The 18732-nt window shown below is 29.0% G+C and carries 18 protein-coding genes and 1 other annotated feature (1 of these 19 only partly in view); of the genes, 2 read left to right on the top strand and 16 right to left on the bottom strand.

All coding sequences use genetic code 11. The features are described 5' to 3' along the window. Window positions 1-48: a binding site (T-box leader), on the bottom strand (it extends 259 nt beyond the left edge of the window). Between the two features lie 86 nt (window positions 49-134). The 15 genes from FRIFI_RS00750 to FRIFI_RS00680 all read right to left on the bottom strand — a co-directional run bounded on the left by FRIFI_RS00750 (window position 135) and on the right by FRIFI_RS00680 (window position 15136). Beyond that, a complete protein-coding gene (locus tag FRIFI_RS00750) occupies window positions 135-938 on the bottom strand; it encodes a polysaccharide deacetylase family protein (RefSeq protein ID WP_166504712.1) in 804 nt (267 codons plus the stop codon). A gap of 26 nt (window positions 939-964) precedes the next feature. Further along, window positions 965-2347 carry a [Fe-Fe] hydrogenase large subunit C-terminal domain-containing protein gene (locus tag FRIFI_RS00745; protein WP_166504711.1) on the bottom strand — a complete coding sequence of 461 codons (1383 nt, stop codon included), beginning with the start codon at window positions 2345-2347 and terminating at the stop codon, window positions 965-967. A 113-nt stretch (window positions 2348-2460) separates the two neighbouring features. Beyond that, on the bottom strand, window positions 2461-3348 hold the full coding sequence (locus FRIFI_RS00740; RefSeq protein ID WP_166504710.1) for an FUSC family protein: 888 nt from the start codon (window positions 3346-3348) through the stop codon (window positions 2461-2463). An 18-nt stretch (window positions 3349-3366) separates the two neighbouring features. Further along, window positions 3367-3921, bottom strand: coding sequence for a nucleotidyltransferase domain-containing protein (locus FRIFI_RS00735; RefSeq protein ID WP_166504709.1), 555 nt, complete (start codon window positions 3919-3921; stop codon window positions 3367-3369). A 213-nt stretch (window positions 3922-4134) separates the two neighbouring features. Beyond that, window positions 4135-5487 carry an NADP-specific glutamate dehydrogenase gene (gene gdhA, locus FRIFI_RS00730; RefSeq protein ID WP_166504708.1) on the bottom strand — a complete coding sequence of 451 codons (1353 nt, stop codon included), beginning with the start codon at window positions 5485-5487 and terminating at the stop codon, window positions 4135-4137. A gap of 272 nt (window positions 5488-5759) precedes the next feature. Continuing rightward, complete coding sequence (gene phoU / locus FRIFI_RS00725) at window positions 5760-6413, bottom strand: phosphate signaling complex protein PhoU (RefSeq protein ID WP_166504707.1); 654 nt, start codon at window positions 6411-6413, stop codon at window positions 5760-5762. Between the two features lie 25 nt (window positions 6414-6438). Next, window positions 6439-7200, bottom strand: a complete 762-nt coding sequence (pstB, locus tag FRIFI_RS00720) for a phosphate ABC transporter ATP-binding protein PstB (protein WP_166504706.1) — start codon at window positions 7198-7200, stop codon at window positions 6439-6441. Between the two features lie 22 nt (window positions 7201-7222). Further along, window positions 7223-8047, bottom strand: a complete 825-nt coding sequence (gene pstA, locus FRIFI_RS00715; RefSeq protein ID WP_092922438.1) for a phosphate ABC transporter permease PstA — start codon at window positions 8045-8047, stop codon at window positions 7223-7225. A 1-nt stretch (window position 8048) separates the two neighbouring features. Continuing rightward, the gene (gene pstC / locus FRIFI_RS00710) at window positions 8049-8972 is read right to left on the bottom strand and encodes a phosphate ABC transporter permease subunit PstC (protein WP_166504705.1); all 924 of its coding nucleotides are present in this window, start codon (window positions 8970-8972) and stop codon (window positions 8049-8051) included. A gap of 361 nt (window positions 8973-9333) precedes the next feature. Then, entirely contained in the window at window positions 9334-10158 is an 825-nt protein-coding gene (locus FRIFI_RS00705; RefSeq protein WP_166504704.1) for a phosphate ABC transporter substrate-binding protein, read from the bottom strand. A gap of 308 nt (window positions 10159-10466) precedes the next feature. After that, window positions 10467-12257, bottom strand: a complete 1791-nt coding sequence (gene pepF, locus FRIFI_RS00700; protein WP_166504703.1) for an oligoendopeptidase F — start codon at window positions 12255-12257, stop codon at window positions 10467-10469. A 126-nt stretch (window positions 12258-12383) separates the two neighbouring features. Beyond that, window positions 12384-13229 carry a DegV family protein gene (locus FRIFI_RS00695; RefSeq protein WP_166504702.1) on the bottom strand — a complete coding sequence of 282 codons (846 nt, stop codon included), beginning with the start codon at window positions 13227-13229 and terminating at the stop codon, window positions 12384-12386. A 48-nt stretch (window positions 13230-13277) separates the two neighbouring features. Beyond that, window positions 13278-13937, bottom strand: a complete 660-nt coding sequence (locus FRIFI_RS00690; protein ID WP_092922423.1) for an MgtC/SapB family protein — start codon at window positions 13935-13937, stop codon at window positions 13278-13280. Window positions 13938-13988: 51 nt separating this feature from the next. Continuing rightward, window positions 13989-14834, bottom strand: coding sequence for a mechanosensitive ion channel family protein (locus FRIFI_RS00685; protein WP_166504701.1), 846 nt, complete (start codon window positions 14832-14834; stop codon window positions 13989-13991). Window positions 14835-14971: 137 nt separating this feature from the next. Continuing rightward, entirely contained in the window at window positions 14972-15136 is a 165-nt protein-coding gene (locus tag FRIFI_RS00680) for an aspartyl-phosphate phosphatase Spo0E family protein (RefSeq protein WP_092922417.1), read from the bottom strand. A 231-nt stretch (window positions 15137-15367) separates the two neighbouring features. Between FRIFI_RS00680 and FRIFI_RS00675 the strand changes: the two genes are divergently transcribed. Together FRIFI_RS00675 and feoB are read left to right on the top strand one after the other, a co-directional pair. After that, window positions 15368-15586, top strand: coding sequence for a FeoA family protein (locus tag FRIFI_RS00675; RefSeq protein ID WP_166504700.1), 219 nt, complete (start codon window positions 15368-15370; stop codon window positions 15584-15586). Window positions 15587-15598: 12 nt separating this feature from the next. Beyond that, window positions 15599-17533 carry a ferrous iron transport protein B gene (gene feoB, locus FRIFI_RS00670; RefSeq protein ID WP_166504699.1) on the top strand — a complete coding sequence of 645 codons (1935 nt, stop codon included), beginning with the start codon at window positions 15599-15601 and terminating at the stop codon, window positions 17531-17533. 61 nt (window positions 17534-17594) lie between these two features. Here the strand turns inward: feoB and htrA are convergent, their stop codons facing one another. After that, on the bottom strand, window positions 17595-18671 hold the full coding sequence (gene htrA / locus FRIFI_RS00665) for a serine protease HtrA (RefSeq protein WP_092922408.1): 1077 nt from the start codon (window positions 18669-18671) through the stop codon (window positions 17595-17597). Window positions 18672-18732: the final 61 nt, after the last annotated feature.

Here is an 18732-nt window from a genome sequence, read left to right as displayed (position 1 = left end):
CATCTCTTTTAGTAGTATTTACATACTCCTCTTTATCATAGTTTTTATCTTATTATTTATTCTTTAATTATATCCAATTAATATTATTATTGTCAATTATTTATAATAATATATGTACTACTTTGATTTTTTAATTAGCTTTGAACATTTCCTTTCCAATAGTTTCGATCTTGTGTATCTTCACTTATTGGTTCTATCTTATAACCTCTTTCTTTTAATACTCTTATAATGTTATCTAAAGCTTCTACAGTTTGTTCTTTTTCATGCATTAGTACTATTAAATTAGATTTATCTCTACCATAATATAATAAACTACTTAAAATATTGTCTGTTGTGGATTTCCAGTCTAGTGTGTCTAGATTCCAATCCCATATTTTATAATTATTTTCTACTAATATATCATAAGATTCTTTAGGCATATAAGGCTTGCTTCCATAAGGCAGCCTTATTAATTTTGATACATCTCCTGTTATATTATAAAGAGTTTCTTGGCAGGTTTTAAATTCATTTAGTGTTGCTTGTGGTGTTTCATAGAGCTTATGTATATCATGAGTTACACTATGAAATCCCATACCATGCCCCTCTTTTTGCATTCTATTTAATTCATCTGGGTGTTTCTTCATATTATCATTTATCATAAAAAAAGTTGCTTTAACTTGATTTTTTTCTAATATGTCTAATATCGAGTTAGTGTATTTAGATGGACCATCATCTATAGTTATATATGCTATCTTCTGTGGTAATAAAACAGGACCTTTTTCTTTTTGTGTTGTAGCTTCGTTTATAGTTTGAGTTAAAGTACTCGTTACTATATAATTTTCTAATAAAGTATATTTTCTATCCTCATCTTCCTTTGGTATATTAAAAATAACTATGCTTAATACAATAAATGCTACTAAAATTATAGCTAAAATTTTGTAATTTTTTTTTATATTCATCCCCCTAATCCCCTTTGTTTATTACTTTATAATCTTATATCTCTGTTAAATAATCCTAACAATTTCTCCCTGTCTTCACTTCTTAGTGTTTCTATTTTTTTCATATCCATTTTTGCTAAAAATTGAATTACATTTATATTTTCAAATGGAGTTTTTATATTTGTTTCTTTAGAATATTCTTGTACAAATGATTTACCTTTTTCTGTTTCTAAAATACGCTTTGGCCCTCCTACACATCCACCTATACATCCCATACCTTCAACAAAAGTTACATCGATGTCTTTATTTATAACTTTTTCAAGCCCTGCTTTGCAGTCTTTAGCTCCCTGAAAAGTAATAGCTTTAAAATTAGCTTTCGGATTTATTTTTTTTACACACTCTTCAATAGATTTACTTACCCCTCCTGCATGAGCATATATTCTTCCAAGAGCTGATGATTCTATTCTATTTTCTTCTACTTCTTTATCCGCTTCTATATCCAAAGCCTTAAATATCTCCTCTAATTCTTTAAATGTTAATACAAAATCTACTGCTCCTTTTATATCTTCTGCTATAGCTTCTTTCTTTTTGGCTACGCAAGGTCCAATAAAAACTACTTTAGCATCTTCGTTTAAAACCTTTATAATCCTTGCACAGGCAATCATAGGAGATACTGACTTAGATATGTTGTCTACAATTTCAGGGTAACTTGACTTTATTAAACTAATCCAAATCGGGCAACAGCAACTAGTTATAAAACATTCTTCTTTATTTTCTTTAATATGATTACAATAATCATAACTTTCTTTGACAGTAAGTATATCTGCTGCTAAAGCTACTTCTATCATGTCTTTGAAACCTACTTTTTTAAGAGCACTTCTTAGCTTACCAGGAGTTACATCATTTCCAAGTTGTCCTACAAATGATGGAGCTACAGTTGCGTACACAGGATGTTTTTTATCTTTTAGTAACTTTAAAATAGGTATGAATTGAATCTTATCAGATATTGCCCCTAAGCTACATTCTCTTATACATCCTCCACATGAATTACATGTATTGTCCTTATTACAATTAATATGCTTCTCTTTTACTAAACATTCCTTTCCATCTTCTTTGTTAACACAATGATTGCACACTTGAGAGATTACTGATATTATTGGTGTGCTTATTTCCTTTGTGCACATAGCTTTATTTAGCATTTCTTTTATTGTTTCATCTATTTTATCTATTGGATCTAGCCCCATAACTATTCTCATTAAATTTAATATGACCTCTTCCCCAAATTCATTATATACGCTTTTATCTAGCACTTTTTTAGGTATATTATCTATATCATCAAATTCCTCACTCCAAATAGCTTTTATAAGCTCATTAAAAAGCTTCATTTTATAAGTATCTAATATTTTCGTATTTAAATTAATTGATTCCATGAAAAATGCCTCCTTAAATACTATATAGGTAATATTTACGAAGGCACTAAATTTTATTTATTAAATTTGTAATTTGAATATATTAAATTAATCTCTAGATTCACTAGATCGTTTTAATATAATTTATATTGATTGTTACTATTAATAGTATGAAGTATTTCTGCTTCTTCTATTATCTTCCTTAGATGATAATTGAATACAGGACTTTTGCTTTCATCTAAATCCCATTCTATTTCTTCTATTTTATAGATATCTCTTAGAATTGCATAATTTTCTTTGCTTAAGTATAGTTTTTTATCTAATAATTCTATTGACTGTACATGGAAATATATCTCTCTACATATAATTATTGTTTCTTCTATTTTTTCTATATCTATATTATCTCTGCTATAATCTAGCTCATCTATCAACTTAGAATAAGAGCCTTCTACTTTCTTTATCTCTTTTTCTAGTTCTTTTATATTAAAACTTCCTTTTTTTAATATCTTAAGTTCTAGAAATTCTTTTGTTAATTTTTCTATAGATTGAAAATCATTTTTTGTAGTATCTAAATAGTCTGGTCTTGCTAATATATAATTAATAAATACCCCTACAACTACTCCTATTGAAGTATCTAACACTCTAAAGAATGAATACTCTGCGGGGCTAGAATTTATAACTCCAAGATGTATAGATAAAAAAGTTACACATGCAACAACTACTGCTTTATTGAGTTTAAACATATTGCATAGATATATTGTAATAATTACTCCAAGACCACAAAGTAATGCATCTCCTGGCTTAATTAGCACAATTAGAAAGCCTATTATACCTCCAAGTATCGTACCTTTTACTCTGTTAAATCCAGCTTTTAGCGAACCTTTAACTGTATCTTGCACTGATACTACACATGCTATGGTTGAGTAAAATGGATTTTGGACAATCATTGAACCTAATACAACACAAACAGCTACACTTAATCCTGTTTTAAAGGTCCTCATGCCGACTTTTTCTAATTTCAAAATTTTCCCTCCAATTTGTTATTTATTTATATTTAATAATTCTATTATTTCATTTTTTATATCATTTGGTAAGTCCTGCTCTAAATTTCTTTTTAATAATTCTTCATGTTTTATACCATTTTTAACTAAGTATTTTTTTATAATAGGTACTCTTCCTTTAGGATCTCCCATAACTAAATATGCTACAAACCAATCTTCTAGAGTGGTTATAGGTATAACTACTTTATCTAAATTTGTTAAATACTTTATAGACTTTTCATCTAGTATAAACTCGTATATAGATTTATTTTCTAACTCTATACTAAAGTCACCCATAAATTCTACTTCTACTCCATCTATATTATACCCAAAAAACTCTTTAGTTCTAAATGGATCTTTAGATGGCAAATCTAGCCTTTGACCTATATTATCCATAGCCTTTTTTATTTTTTGTGAATCTTTTGCCTCTATTAATATATCTATATCCCTTGGATTTTTTACTAATCCATTAAATTTTAGCATCATAGAACTACCTATAGCCCAAGTACAATCTAATTTATTTAATATCTCTGCAATTTTCTTTAAAATGTCCATATTTTTTAAACTCCTATCTTTATAATATATTTCTTATTAATCATGTTTATAATTAATCCTTATTATTTGTTTATTTTTTAGATTTATATTATAACATGAGAAATATTGATTTATTTTTATTACAAATAAAAAAGAGATATCCAAAAGGATACCTCTCTTTTTTATTCAATGAATTTGAAAAATCTATATTATTTATAACGATATAAGTTTAACTTATATTACACCTTGACTCATCATAGCATCTGCAACTTTTAAGAATCCAGCTATGTTAGCACCTACAACATAGTTTCCAGCATGCCCATATTGTTCAGCAGCATTTTTAGATGCTTCAAATATGTTCTTCATTATTACTTGTAATTTTTCTTCAACTTCTTCAAATGTCCAAGATAATCTCATACTATTTTGAGACATTTCTAAAGCAGAAGTAGCAACTCCACCAGCATTTGCAGCTTTAGCAGGAGCAACTAATAATCCTTTTTCTAAGAAATAGTTAACAGCTTCATTTGTACAAGGCATGTTAGCTCCTTCTCCAATTACTTTAGTTCCATTTTCAACTAATATCTTAGCTGATTCTAAGTTTATATCATTTTGAGTAGCACAAGGCATAGCTATATCACACTTAACAGTCCATATTCCTTTTTGACCTTCAACGTATGTAGCACCTTCTTTTCTAGCTACATATTCTTTTATTCTCTTTCTTTCTACTTCTTTTATTTGCTTAACTATACTTAAATCTATACCATTTTCATCTACTATATATCCAGAAGAGTCACACATAGCTATTACTTTAGCTCCATGTTCCATAGCCTTTTGAGCTGCATATATTGCAACATTTCCTGAACCTGATATAACAACTCTCTTGCCTTCAAATGTATCTTTGTGATAGTTTAACATTTCGTTTACAAAGTATACAACTCCAAATCCAGTAGCTTCTTTTCTAGCTAAAGAACCTCCATAAGTTAATCCTTTACCAGTTAATACTCCAGCATCATAAGCATTTCTTATTCTCTTATATTGTCCAAATAGGAATCCTATTTCTCTAGCTCCAACTCCTATATCTCCAGCTGGTACGTCTATATCTTTACCTATGTGTCTATATAATTCAGTCATAAAACTTTGACAGAATCTCATTATCTCATTATCAGATTTTCCTTTAGGGTTGAAGTCAGATCCACCTTTTCCTCCTCCTATTGGTAATCCAGTTAAAGAATTTTTGAATATTTGTTCAAATCCTAAGAATTTTATTATACTTAAGTTAACAGATGGATGGAATCTAAGTCCTCCTTTGTATGGTCCTATTGCACTGTTAAATTGTACTCTAAATCCTCTATTTACATGTACTTTTCCATTGTCATCAACCCAAGGCACTCTAAACATTATTTGTCTTTCTGGTTCAACTATTCTTTCTAATATACTTGCATCTATGTATTCTGGATGTTTTTCTAAAACACCTTCTAATGAATGTAAAACTTCTTCTATTGTTTGATGGAATTCTGGTTCTCCATTATTTCTAGCTTTTACATCATCGATAACTTTTTCTATTACTTCTTTAACATTGTTCCCCATTTTTATTAGCCCCCTTTGAAATTGAAAACATTTTCAATTAAATAGTACTCCACTATATCTATAATATCAACACCTTCTAATTTATTGAAATTTTCTGAATCTTCCTTAATTAGGACTATTTAAATTCCCATATAAAAATTATATATATTTTTTTGCTTCCTTTATCTATCTTGATTCTTAATTTGACTAATCTCTAAAATTTTTAATTTATAGCTTATTTGTAAATTAAATCATAAATTATCTCAAATTATAAATAGGATAAAGCTTTTACTTTATCCTATCTCAACCATTTCACCTTTTATAGCATATATTATTTTTTCACATACATTAGTGCTGTGATCACCTATTCTTTCTAAGTACCTTCCTACAAATAAAAGCCTTACTCCCTGATTTATAGTAGTTGAATTCTTATTCATAACTTCTAAGCACTCTACGTGTATTTGTTCGTATAAATTATCTATCTTGTCGTCCCTTTTTGCTATATCATAGCAAAGGTCTTCATCTTCATTTTCCAAAGCTTTATAAATATCATTAAGCATATCAGTACATATTTTAGCTGATTTTGGTATATCAATTAATTCCTTTATATAGGCTTCATCACCTATTTTTAAAGTTTCTTGTGCTATATTAACTGCATAATCTCCTATTCGTTCTAAATCAAGTGCTATATTTCCTAGAGCATATATATATCTTAAATCTTTTGCCATTGGTTGTTTTAATGCTATAAGTTCAATACTTCTATCTCTTATATATTCTCTTAGAGTATCTATCTCATCATCTTCTTTTATTACTTTTTTTGCTCCCTCTAAGTCTTTATTGATCATAGAGTTAATAGAATTATCTACTGCTTCCCTACACCTTTTTATCATTGCTAATGTGTAGTTTTTAAGTGTGTTTATACTTAACTCTAAACTTGTATCAACCATATATTTACTCCTTTTCTTATAAGTTTTATCCAAATCTTCCTGTTATATAATCTTCTGTACGCTTATCCGTTGGAGTTGTAAACATAGTTTTTGTGTCACTAAACTCTACTACTTCTCCAGTTAAGAAGAATGCTGTTTGGTCAGATACACGTGCCGCTTGCTGCATATTATGTGTAACTATTACTATAGTATATTCATCTTTTAAAGACTCTATTAACTCTTCTACCTTTGCTGTAGATATAGGATCTAGCGCTGATGTGGGCTCATCCATAAGTATTACTTCTGGTTTCATAGCTATTGTTCTTGCTATACATATACGTTGCTGTTGACCTCCAGATAGCCCTAGTGCAGATGATTTTAATCTATCTTTTACTTCATCCCAAATAGCTGCCCCTCTTAAGCTTTCTTCAACGATCTTGTCTAAAACTTTTCTATCTTTTATTCCATGTGTACGAGGTCCATAGGCTACATTATCATATATACTCATTGGGAATAAGTTTGGCTTTTGAAATACCATTCCTACCTTAGTACGTAATTTTATTACATCTTCACTTTTATATATATCTTCTCCATCTACCTCTATTTGTCCTTCTATTCTGACATTGTCTATTAAATCATTCATTCTATTTAAAGTTCTTAAAAATGTTGACTTACCACATCCAGAAGGACCTATTAATGCAGTAACCTTCCTTTCTTCTATATTCATATTTATTTTCTTTAATGCTTGATTATTTCCATAATATAAATCTAAATTTTTTATACTTATCTTTGTATTATTTAAACTCATCTTTTACACCTCGTAAAATTTCTTAGTAATTTGCTTTATTTAATTTCTTAGCCACTACTTTAGCTAATGTATTTAATATTAGTACCATTATTATTAACACAATTCCTATAGCTGCTGCTCCTTGTATATCTCCTTTTTCTTTTGTAAGTAAATATGCATGAACTGTTAATGTTCTAGCACTATCAAATATAGTTCCTGGCATTTGTGCAACTGTTCCTGCTGTTAATAATATAGCCGCTGATTCTCCGATAACACGACCCACTGATAATATAACTCCTGATAGTATCCCTGGTATTGCACTGGGAAGTACTACTTTATATAAGGTTTGGAACTTAGTTGAACCTAAAGCTAATGATGCTTCTCTATAACTTTGTGGTACTGTCTTTAAAGATTCCTCTGTTGTTCTTATTATTACTGGCAATATAATTATTGCTACTGTCAATGCCCCTGAAAGTATTGAGTACTTCATTCCTAAGGTAACTACAAAAAATATTCCCCCGAATAATCCATATATTATTGATGGTATACCTGCTAAACTCTCAGTCGCAAATCTTATTATTGTTACTAATCTTCCTTTTTTAGCATACTCTTGTAGATATATTGCTGATAATATACCTATTGGCGTTGCCACTATTATTGATAAAAGTACCATATAAACTGTGGATACTATCATCGGTAGTATTCCTCCACCACCCATTGGCGAATAATCACTAAATAAGAATGATGGATTTATTCCTTTTATACCTTGCATAAATATATATCCGACTATCACAATTAATGTTGTTACTGTAAATGCCGCAGATAAATAAACTGATGTTTTTAATATATTTTCTTTAAATTTTCTCATGCTAATCTACCGCCTTATTCGAAACTTTATTTAACACTATATTTAAGATTAATATAAACGTGAATAATACAACTCCTGTTGCAAACAACATTTCTTGATGTGTCCCAAATGCATATCCCATCTCTAACGCTATGTTTGTAGTAAGTGGTCTTACACTATCCATTAGAGATGATGGCATTACTGGAGAGTTACCTGCAACAAGTATTACTGCCATAGTTTCACCTAATGCTCTACCTATTCCAAGTATAACTGCTGCTAATATTCCTGACTTTGCAGCTGGTAATACAACTTTAAATATTGTCTCTATATTCGATGCACCTAATGCTAATGAACCTTCTTTATATGCTTTTGGTACTGCTCTTATTGCTGTTTCAGATACCGATATAATAGTAGGTAACATCATAATTGCTAAAACTATTATCACCGCCAATAAACTTTGACCTTTTGGTAAATTAAATATGTTTTGTATTGCTGGTACTATAACTGCTAAACCAAATATTCCATATAAAACTGATGGTATACCTGCTAATAGCTCAACTGCTGGAGATATTATTTTAGCTAATTTTTTTGGAGCTAGTTCAGCTATAAATACTGCCGTAAGTATACCTACTGGTACTCCTATTATTAAAGCTCCTGTCGTTGCAATTAATGATGCAACTACCATTGATGAAATTCCAAATTTATCTGCACTTGGTATCCATTTACTTCCAGTTATAAATTCTATAAATGAATAATCTTTAAATAAAAATGGTGTTAAACCTTTATAGAATACAAATCCTATTATTAAAAGTAAACTTGCAACTGCTATTAATGCACTTATCATAAATACGTTCTTAGATATTTTCTCTGCTATATATTTATTCTTGTTGTTGCTATTTTTATTGTCTCTTTGTTCTATGCTTACTATACGAGACTTAACTAACATAAAAATCCTCCTCAAAAATCCTCAATATATTTCTTATTCATTATTTTTTATTATTCCTTACACACATATAGTATTATTTCTAGGTTAAATCCATATTAGATTTCCGTTAACTTGAAGTAAAATAAAAGGCATTTTTTTAACATAGATTTTACTTTTTATATTTTCGTTAAATTTATGTAAAAATTTGCTTAATTTCACCAATGATATATTAGTACACTTACTATGAATACGTCTGTTACTCAATTTGGCAATTTAAAATTAGAAATTTTCATAGATCAGATAATTTCCAATCACTTAGCATATTAAAATAAAAAAAGACACATAACTATATGTGCCTTTTTTCTTATAATAATGAGGATATCTATTTTATGCTTATAAGCCCTTCACCTTCTACTATTTTCTGACCTTCTTCGCTTAATATGAACTCAATAAATTCATTTCCTTTTTCAGTAATATTTTCTTCTTTACTAACTAGTAAAAATGGTCTAGCTAGAGGATATTTCTTATCCTTAACATTTTCTACTGTTAATTCTTGTCCTTCTACTGTCAATTGTTTTACTTTATCATCAACATATGAAGATGATATATATCCTATTGCATTTTCATTACCTTCTACTGTAGATTTTATATTTCCTGATCCATCACTTATTTGTGCATCTTGAGTTAACTCATCTGCTTCAAATCCAACTATTTCCTCAAAAGCCCCTCTAGTTCCTGATCCATCTTCTCTTGATACTACTACTATTGGAGCATCTTTTCCTCCAACTTCTTTCCAGTTATTTATCTTCCCTGTGTATATATCCTTTATTTGCTCAATACTTAAATCTTTTACTTCATTTGATTTATTAGTAACTACTGCTATAGCATCTAATGCTATTTCAGCTTCCTTTAATCCTGCTTGCTTTTCTTCATCTTTTAAATCTCTAGATGCCATACCTATTTGAGATGTTCCATCTATTGCATTTTTTATACCTGCTGAAGATCCCAATTGCTGAACTTCTATAGATACACCTTCATTCTTACTTTGGAAATCTTTCGATAATACCTCTATTGCTGGACCGACTGACGTTGAACCTGATATCGTAATTTTTTCCCCCTCTGATTTTGAACCTGAACCACATCCTACTGCTAAACTTCCTACTAATATTGTACTTGATAATAATACCGCTACCTTTTTCTTAAACATAATATTCCCTCCATATGTATTTGATAATTTATTTTAATTTTTATTCATGTTTCTGCTACAATGCTTTGTTTGCTTTGCTGTTCTTTATACTTTAATATTACAGTTATTTTGTTAAGTAAATATTATGAACAAGTTAAAGGGATGTAAATTATGTTAAGAAAAAGTAAAATTCAATATACTCCATTTTCTCAACAATATGACTTTAAATTCACTTTAAGCGACGTTTCCACAAACACTTAAATATATATTGCTTAAAATATAAAAAGGCTTAAAGTTATTAATAACTTAAGCCTTTTTAATGTTCTGTTTTATCCTTTATATTCTTTTTCTAATTTATCAACTAGCCCTTTGAATATTTGTAGGGCTTCTTCAACAGATTCTTTTTTCTCCATGTCTACTCCAGCTTTTCTTAGTTGATCTAATGGATATTCAGACCCTCCACTCTTTAAAAATTCTATATATCTTTCTACTGCTGGCTTACCTTCTTCAAGTATTTGTTTACTTAAAGCACTTGCCGCTGAGAATCCTGTTGCATATTTATATACATAGAAGTTTGAATAAAAATGAGGTATTCTAGCCCACTCTAATCCTATTTGCTCATCAACCACACAAGATTCTTTGTAGTATTTCTCATTTAATTTATAATATATATCAGTAAACTCTTTTGCCGTTAATGGCTCTCCACTTTCAACACTTTCATGAGTTATTTTTTCAAATTCAGCAAACATAGTCTGTCTATATACAGTTGTTCTAAATTGCTCTAAGTAATAATTTAGAAGATATAATGTTTCTTCCTTAGACTTAGAATTTTCTAATAAATAGTTTATTAATAATAGCTCATTTAGAGTAGATGCAACTTCTGCTACGAATATTTTGTAGCTTGAATATATATATGGCTGAGTAGTTCTTGAGTAGTAACTATGCATAGAGTGACCTAATTCATGTACTAACGTAAATAAAGAATTTAAATCATCTTTATAACTCATTAATATGTATGGATGAGAATCGTAACTACCCCAAGAATACGCTCCACCTTGCTTACCTTCATTCTCATATACATCTATCCATCTTTCATCAAAGGCTCTTTGTATTAGCTTTAAGTATTCATCTCCTAATGGTTTTAAAGCATTTAATATTATTTCCTTAGCCTCTTCATAAGTTATCTTCATATCAAATTTGTCAGTTAAAGGAACATATAAATCATACATATGTATTTCTTCTAATCCTAAAAACATTTTCTTTAGATCTACATATTTATTTAGTGTTGGTAAACTTTCATCTACAGCTTTTATAAGATTATTATATACATCCACACTTATATCATCCTGGAATAATGATGCCTCTAGTGCTGATTTGTATTTTCTTATTTTAGAGTAGAATATTTCTGACTTTATGCCTCCATATAACGTTGATGCAAATGTATTTTTATATTTACCATATACTAAGTACATAGCTTCAAAAGCATCTTTTCTAACTCTAGGATTCTTACTCTTTAAAAATACAGAGTAATTAGAGTGTGTAAGTTTAACCTTATTACCTTCTTCATCTTCTATTTCTGGAAATTCTAAGTCTGCAAAAGAAAACATATCATATACATCTTCTGATACTTTAGTTATGTCAGATGCTGCAGCTAATATTTCTTCTTCTGATTCACTTAATGTATGTGGCTTTTCTCTTAAAATTTCTTTTATATGTTTTTCATAGAAAGATAATTTTTCATCCTTCATAAATTCTTTTAACTTCTCCTCTTCTATGGCTATTATTTCAGGTACCATATAAGATGTAGCTGTAGATAATTCAGTAGCTAACATATCTGTTTTTGTAGCTAAACCTTGATTTTCATTTATTCTTGTATCCTCATGTTGCTTCATATGAGTATATACATATAAGTTTTGTAAAAGTCTTGATGCTTGTTCTGATATATTTAGTGCATTATATAAATTCTCAAAACTCTCTGCTAGCTTTCCTTTGTATTCTTTAGCCTTTTGTATAAGTTCTTTAACCTTACTTATGTCTTTTTCTACTTCATCTTTATTCTTATACATCTGCTCTAAATTCCATTTGAATTTATCTTCTATTTTACTTCTATCTAATCCCATAGCTTTTCTCCTTTAATATATTAATTTTTATCTAGAGTTTATGGTTCTTAAATCTAATATTCTTATTACACTATTAATGTAAAAATTTTTATACTAATATTTTGAGTAAATATTACCTAATATATACTATAAAACAGATACTAATATAGCACCTTCAGATGTGAACGTTCCCATTATAGGACCTATCTCTGCTATTAATACTTCTTTGAAGTTTAGATTTCCTTCTACTATGCTCTTTATTTTTTCTGCTTTATCTATACAATTAGCATGACCTATTATAACTGTTTTTTCATCTTGGTGTCCTACATTGTTTTCTACATACTCTAAGGCTTTTTTTATACTATTACTTCCGCCTCTTGCTTTGTCTATAGGTTTAACAAGACCATCTTCTATTTTTATTATAACTTTAAAGTTTAATGCATTTATTATCTTTCCAGCAACTTTGTTTATTCTACCACCTTTTATTGCATTTTCTAATGTTTCTAAAGCTCCAAAGAATACAATTTCTTCTTTGTATCTTTCTATGTGCTCTAGTATTTCATCCATATTTTTACCAGCATCTATAAGTTCGCTGCATTTTAATATCATTGATGCAACCCCAATAGACCCACTTGCACTATCTATAACTTCAATTCTTTTATATGGATTTTCTTCTAAGTACATTTCTTTAGCTAAAACAGCATTATTATAAGTGCTAGATAGCTTAGAAGTTAATGTAAATACTAAAAGCTCTTCATCATCACCTTTATAAAGCTCTAAAAATCTATCTGGAGATGGACTTGAAGTTTTAGGTAATTCTTTACTTTCTTTCATTTTTTTATAGAAAGTTTCAGAATCTATATCAATTCCCCCTATATAACTATCTTCTCCAAAAGCTACATTTATTCCTACTACATCTGGTCTTGCTCTATCTAATACTTCCTGTGGAAAATCGCATGATCCATCTGTTATTATTCTTATTTTTTTTGTCAATTTATACACCTCAACCTAAATTTTTAATTATACTTATTCTATATTATTTTAGTGTAAATAATCTACACTTATTATATTTTTTAACATATTCAATTCTTTTACTAACTCATCTACTATTATTCTTCTATCATGAACTAGAAAAAAGCTCAATTTCCAAAGGGATTCTCCCTCAGCTTCTATATCAATACTTTTAACTTCTATTTGAGATTTTTTAAAGATTGAATATAGCATAGATATACTTCCCATGTTATCTATAACAACATTAAAAATAGTATATTTTTTTCTAAAAAGTATTTTGTCTATATTCTTCAATATGTATAGTGTTATCATAACAAATAGCCAAGCACTTATACTTAAGACATAATATCCATACCCTATTGTTATACCAATACATGCAGTTGCCCATATACCTGCGGCAGTCGTTAATCCTCTTATTCCATTTGAGGTTTTTAGTATAGCACCTGCACCTAAAAAACCAATTCCTGATAATACCTGTGCAGTTAATCTTGCAGGATCAACATTAGCATATTCTCTATAATCAAAAAATAAATACAAAGATGTTATTGCTGTTATACATGAGCCAACAGATACTAAGATGTGTGTTCTAAATCCTGCAAATTGATGTGACTTTTCTCTTTCAAGCCCTGTTAACCCCCCTATAACTAACGCTATAAGTAACCTCAGAATCACTTCTTTATGGTCTGCCACTCAAATCCCCCCCCTATTTCATATAAACAATATATAAGAAATATTTATACTCTAAAAATCTCCTCTATATTCATTATCGTTGTGTAATATATTTATATGTGTCGGGTAAGCTATTCGTACTTTGTTATTTCTAAATACAATAAGTATCTGTAATTTAGTATCTCTAAGTGCATTAAAATACTTATAAGAATATACTATACCTGTTATTGTATATTTTGCTCCCACTGGACTATCTTCTATATCTGTTACTCCATATACATTAAAAGGACCTTTAGGTTTACCTGATGGTAATTTAAATAGATAATTTTTATATTGTTCATTCATTATATTGCATACTTCTTCTAAAGATTCTAGCACCTTCATTGGATCCTCTTCATAAGGTACCCTTACATGTACTACAACCCTCATTCTCTCCTTGCTAAAATTTCTTATGCTACTTATACTACCATTTGGAATAGTAATTCTTTTTAAATCCCAATCCCTTAAACTAGTGCTTCTAACTCCTATTTCTTCTATAGTTCCTCTAAAAGTTTCATTTATTATTACAAAATCTCCTACTTGCATTTGCTTTTCAAATAATACAAAAAATCCATTAAATATATCTTTTAATATACTTTGAGATGCAACCCCTGCTAGTATACCTACTATACTAGCACCAGTAACTAATGTCCCAAATTTAGTTATATCCACTATTTGAAATTCCCTTAATATGAGAACTGTACTTGTCAAGAATATGATGTAATAAGAAATTGATGATAATACGCTACAAAGGGTATTTTCGTATCTTACATCAAATTTAGTTATTTTACATATCTTGTTAAGACTATATTGTATAAGTTTCAATATTGAATATGATGCTGCTATAATTGCTATTGATCTTAAAAAACTACCTATCATAATAAATATCATCCTTACAAATTAATTTTGTTATTAAATCATATAATTATTTAATATTCTCACTTTGTACTAAACATATACAATATTAAGGATGAACATATGATTTTTGAGTATAAAAAAACCCACTTTAATGTGGGTTACTTATTACTCAAATTCATATACTTATTTATTAATATATCTATCTTATTACTCGTATCGACTATCTCTTCTTTAAATATCTCTGGATATTCTATATAAGTATTAATCTCATCTCTTAGTGCTTCTATTTCTTTTTTTAATGCTTCTAACTCACCATTAGCCATATCATCACCACTATTACAAATTTATATAATTTCAATTATATAATAACAAATAAAACCATTATTTGTCAATATTATAGCGGTAAAACGTTATTTTTTAACCAATTTAATTTTATTTCATCAGTTTTCTTACTGTACGAAAATATTTATTCTTAAATATTAGTTATTAGTTGACAATCAAAATCATTATTGATACAATTTAAGTGATAATGAATTTCATTAGGAGGTATAAAAATGACTGTTTACGATTTAAAAGTAGGTCAAAGAGGTACTATTAATAATATAAATGGAAACGAAAAATTAGCTAAGAGATTATTAGCTTTAGGATGTATAAATAATACGGAAATAGAAGTAAAAAAAGTTGCTCCTTTAGGAGACCCTATAGTAGTTAGATTTAGAGGATTAGATCTTGCTATAAGAAAGTCTGACGCTAAAAACATTACATTAAAATAAGGAAGTGATAAAATGATTAACGTTGCGTTACTTGGAAACCCTAACGTTGGTAAAACTACGGTTTTCAATCTGCTTACAGGTGCTAACCAACACGTTGGTAACTGGCCTGGAGTTACTATAGATAAAAAAGAAGGTATTTTAGAAAAAGATATTAATATAGTAGACTTACCTGGTATTTATGCTATGGATACTTTCTCTAATGAAGAAAAAGTATCAAAGAGATTTTTAGAAGAAGGAAATGTAGATGTTATAGTAAATGTAGTTGATGCATCTAGTTTATCTAGAAACCTTTACTTAACAACTCAACTTATGGAATTTAAAAAGCCTATAATACTTCTTCTTAATATGGTGGATGTAGCTGAGGCTAAAGGAATTCATATAGATGTGGATAAACTATCTAGAGAACTTAATATGACAGTAATTCCTATAATAGCTAAAAAGAAAGAAGGAACTGATAAAATAGCTCCTGCTATAAGAAAAGTCGCTAACAATAAACCTAATTTTAAGACTAATTTCGGATCTGAAAGTGAAACTTATAAAGAAATAGAAGATATATTAAGTAGATGTTGTAATCTACCTCATAACAATAAAAAAACTATCACTGATAAAATAGATAAGTTTGTATTAAATCCTGTTTTAGCTTACCCTATATTTATAGCCGCACTAATGTTATTATTCAAATTTACATTTGATTGGGTTGGAGGTCCTTTACAAGAAGGATTAGGTGGTTTAATAGAAACATATGTAGCAGGCCCTGCTGATGTTTTATTAGCTAATGCTAGTCCTTGGTTTAGATCATTAATTATAGACGGTATAATTGGTGGTGTTGGAGGTACTTTACCTTTCTTCCCTCTAGTATTTGCTTTATTCTTTGGTATGTCATTCTTAGAAGATAGTGGTTATATGTCAAGAACAGCTTTCTTAATGGATAACATAATGAGAAAAGTTGGCCTATCTGGTAAAGCATTTATACCTATGGTTATGGGATTTGGATGTTCTTCTCCTGCTATAATGGCAACTAGAACATTAGAAAGCGAAAAAGATAGAAAAGTAACAGCGCTTATAGCTCCACTTATGACTTGTAGTGCTAGATTACCTATATATGCATTATTTGTTGGTATATTCTTCCCTAAAAATGCTGCATTAGTTACTTTATCTCTTTATTTATTAGGAATTGTAGTAGCTATAATAATAGCTTTTATATTAAATAAAACTGCTTTTAATGCAGAAGTTGAACCTTTTATACTAGAACTTCCTGAGTATAAATTACCTACTATAGGTTCTTTATTTAAAAATGCTTGGAGTAAATCAAAAGGATTCTTAACTAAAGTAATTACTGTTATGTTTGCAATGTCAGTTGTAATTTGGGTTTTATCATCATTTAACTTCAGTGGATATACACCAGATTTAAATAACAGTTTCTTAGCTTATGCAGGACATTTAATAGCTCCTATATTTGCACCATTAGGATTTGGTGATTGGAAAGCTGCTGTATCTATACTTACAGGTCTTGGAGCTAAAGAAATAGTTGTTAATACTATGGGTGTACTTTATGGTGATTTAAAGGTTGTTTTACCAACAGTATTCACTGCCCTTAGTGCATATGGATTCTTAGTGTTTACATCATTATATACTCCTTGTATTGCAGCTCTTGCTACAATGAAAAAAGAGTACGGAAGCAAAATGATGTGGATATCATTTATATATCAATTTGTAATTGCATGGATTGGTGCATTTATAGTTAGAATAATCGGAGGAACTTTATTTGCAGTAGAATCTGGTAGCTCAATTGCGGAACTTGCAGTTGGTGGATTAATAATAGCTATATCAGTTATATTCATATTTAGAAAGTTTACTTCTAAAAATGTATCTTCTGGTTGTAGTGGATGCTCTGGATGCGCTAGTAGCGGATCTTGTCCATCACAAGTTAAAAGTAAAGCTAAATAGAAATTAAATATAATTTAGTATAAAAATATAAAGGGTGAATCTTAGATTCACCCTTTATTTATTAAAAATTAACTTGTAATTTTACTTCTTTTCCACCTCTATTTACTGTAATTTCAGATTTATCCCCTAAAGAATATTGATATAAAGCTTTATTTAAATCTGACATTGTACTTACTTTATCATTTCCAACTTTAACAATAACATCTCCTGCTTGTATACCTGCCTTTTTAGCTGCACTGTTGTCCATAACTTCTACTACATATACGCCATCTTCTGCTGCTAAATCAGTTCCTGTTGATGCTTCAAACATTTGTAAGTCTGCTCCACTTATTCCTAAAGTAACTTTTTCAAAGTTACCATTTTTTATTATTTGTTCTACTATTGGTTTTGCTGTATTTATAGGTATTGCAAATCCTAAACCTTCTGCCTGTGATGCCTTAGCTGTGTTTATACCTATTACTTGACCTTTTTCATTTAATAATGGTCCTCCACTATTTCCTGGATTTATACTAGCATCTGTTTGCATAAGCCCTGTCATGTTAGATTTTTCTGTTTTGATAGTTCTATCTAATCCACTTATTATACCTTGTGTAACACTCTTTTGGAACTCAAGACCTAATGGATTACCTATAGCTATTGATATATCTCCAGTTCTAACATCATCACTATTTCCTAATTCTGCTGGAGTTAACCCTTTTTTATCTACCTTAACCATTGCTAAATCTAAATTAGAGTCATTCCATAATACTTTTCCTTGTGATGTAGATCCATCATTGAAAAGTACATTAACATCTGATGCTTTACCATCTGAAACAACATGCGAATTTGTTAATATGTATCCATTTGCATCAACTATTACACCTGTACCAACCCCTTGGCTTTGTGTAGGTATAGCAAAAATATTATTATTATCTATCGTTGTTGTTGTAATTCCTACTACTGATGGCATTGCTTTATCAGTTACGGCATGATACACATTTTGACTTTTCCCCTTATTATTCACAACTATTTGTGTAGAATTTTCTTTTGTTGAACTTACTAAGTTATTTTTCATCAATACTACTGTGAATAAACTACTTAATACCCCAGTTATTATACAAACTATTACTATCAATCCTATGCCTTTCTTATTTGACATATAAATACCTCCCATATATTAATCATAATATTTAGTTTTTACTTACTTTATATTGTTTATA

The organism is Romboutsia hominis, assembly GCF_900002575.1.
Classification (GTDB): Bacteria; Bacillota; Clostridia; order Peptostreptococcales; family Peptostreptococcaceae; genus Romboutsia_C; species Romboutsia_C hominis.
Note: the sequence above shows the minus strand (reverse complement) of the source record. Positions and strands in the feature narration are given on the sequence as shown.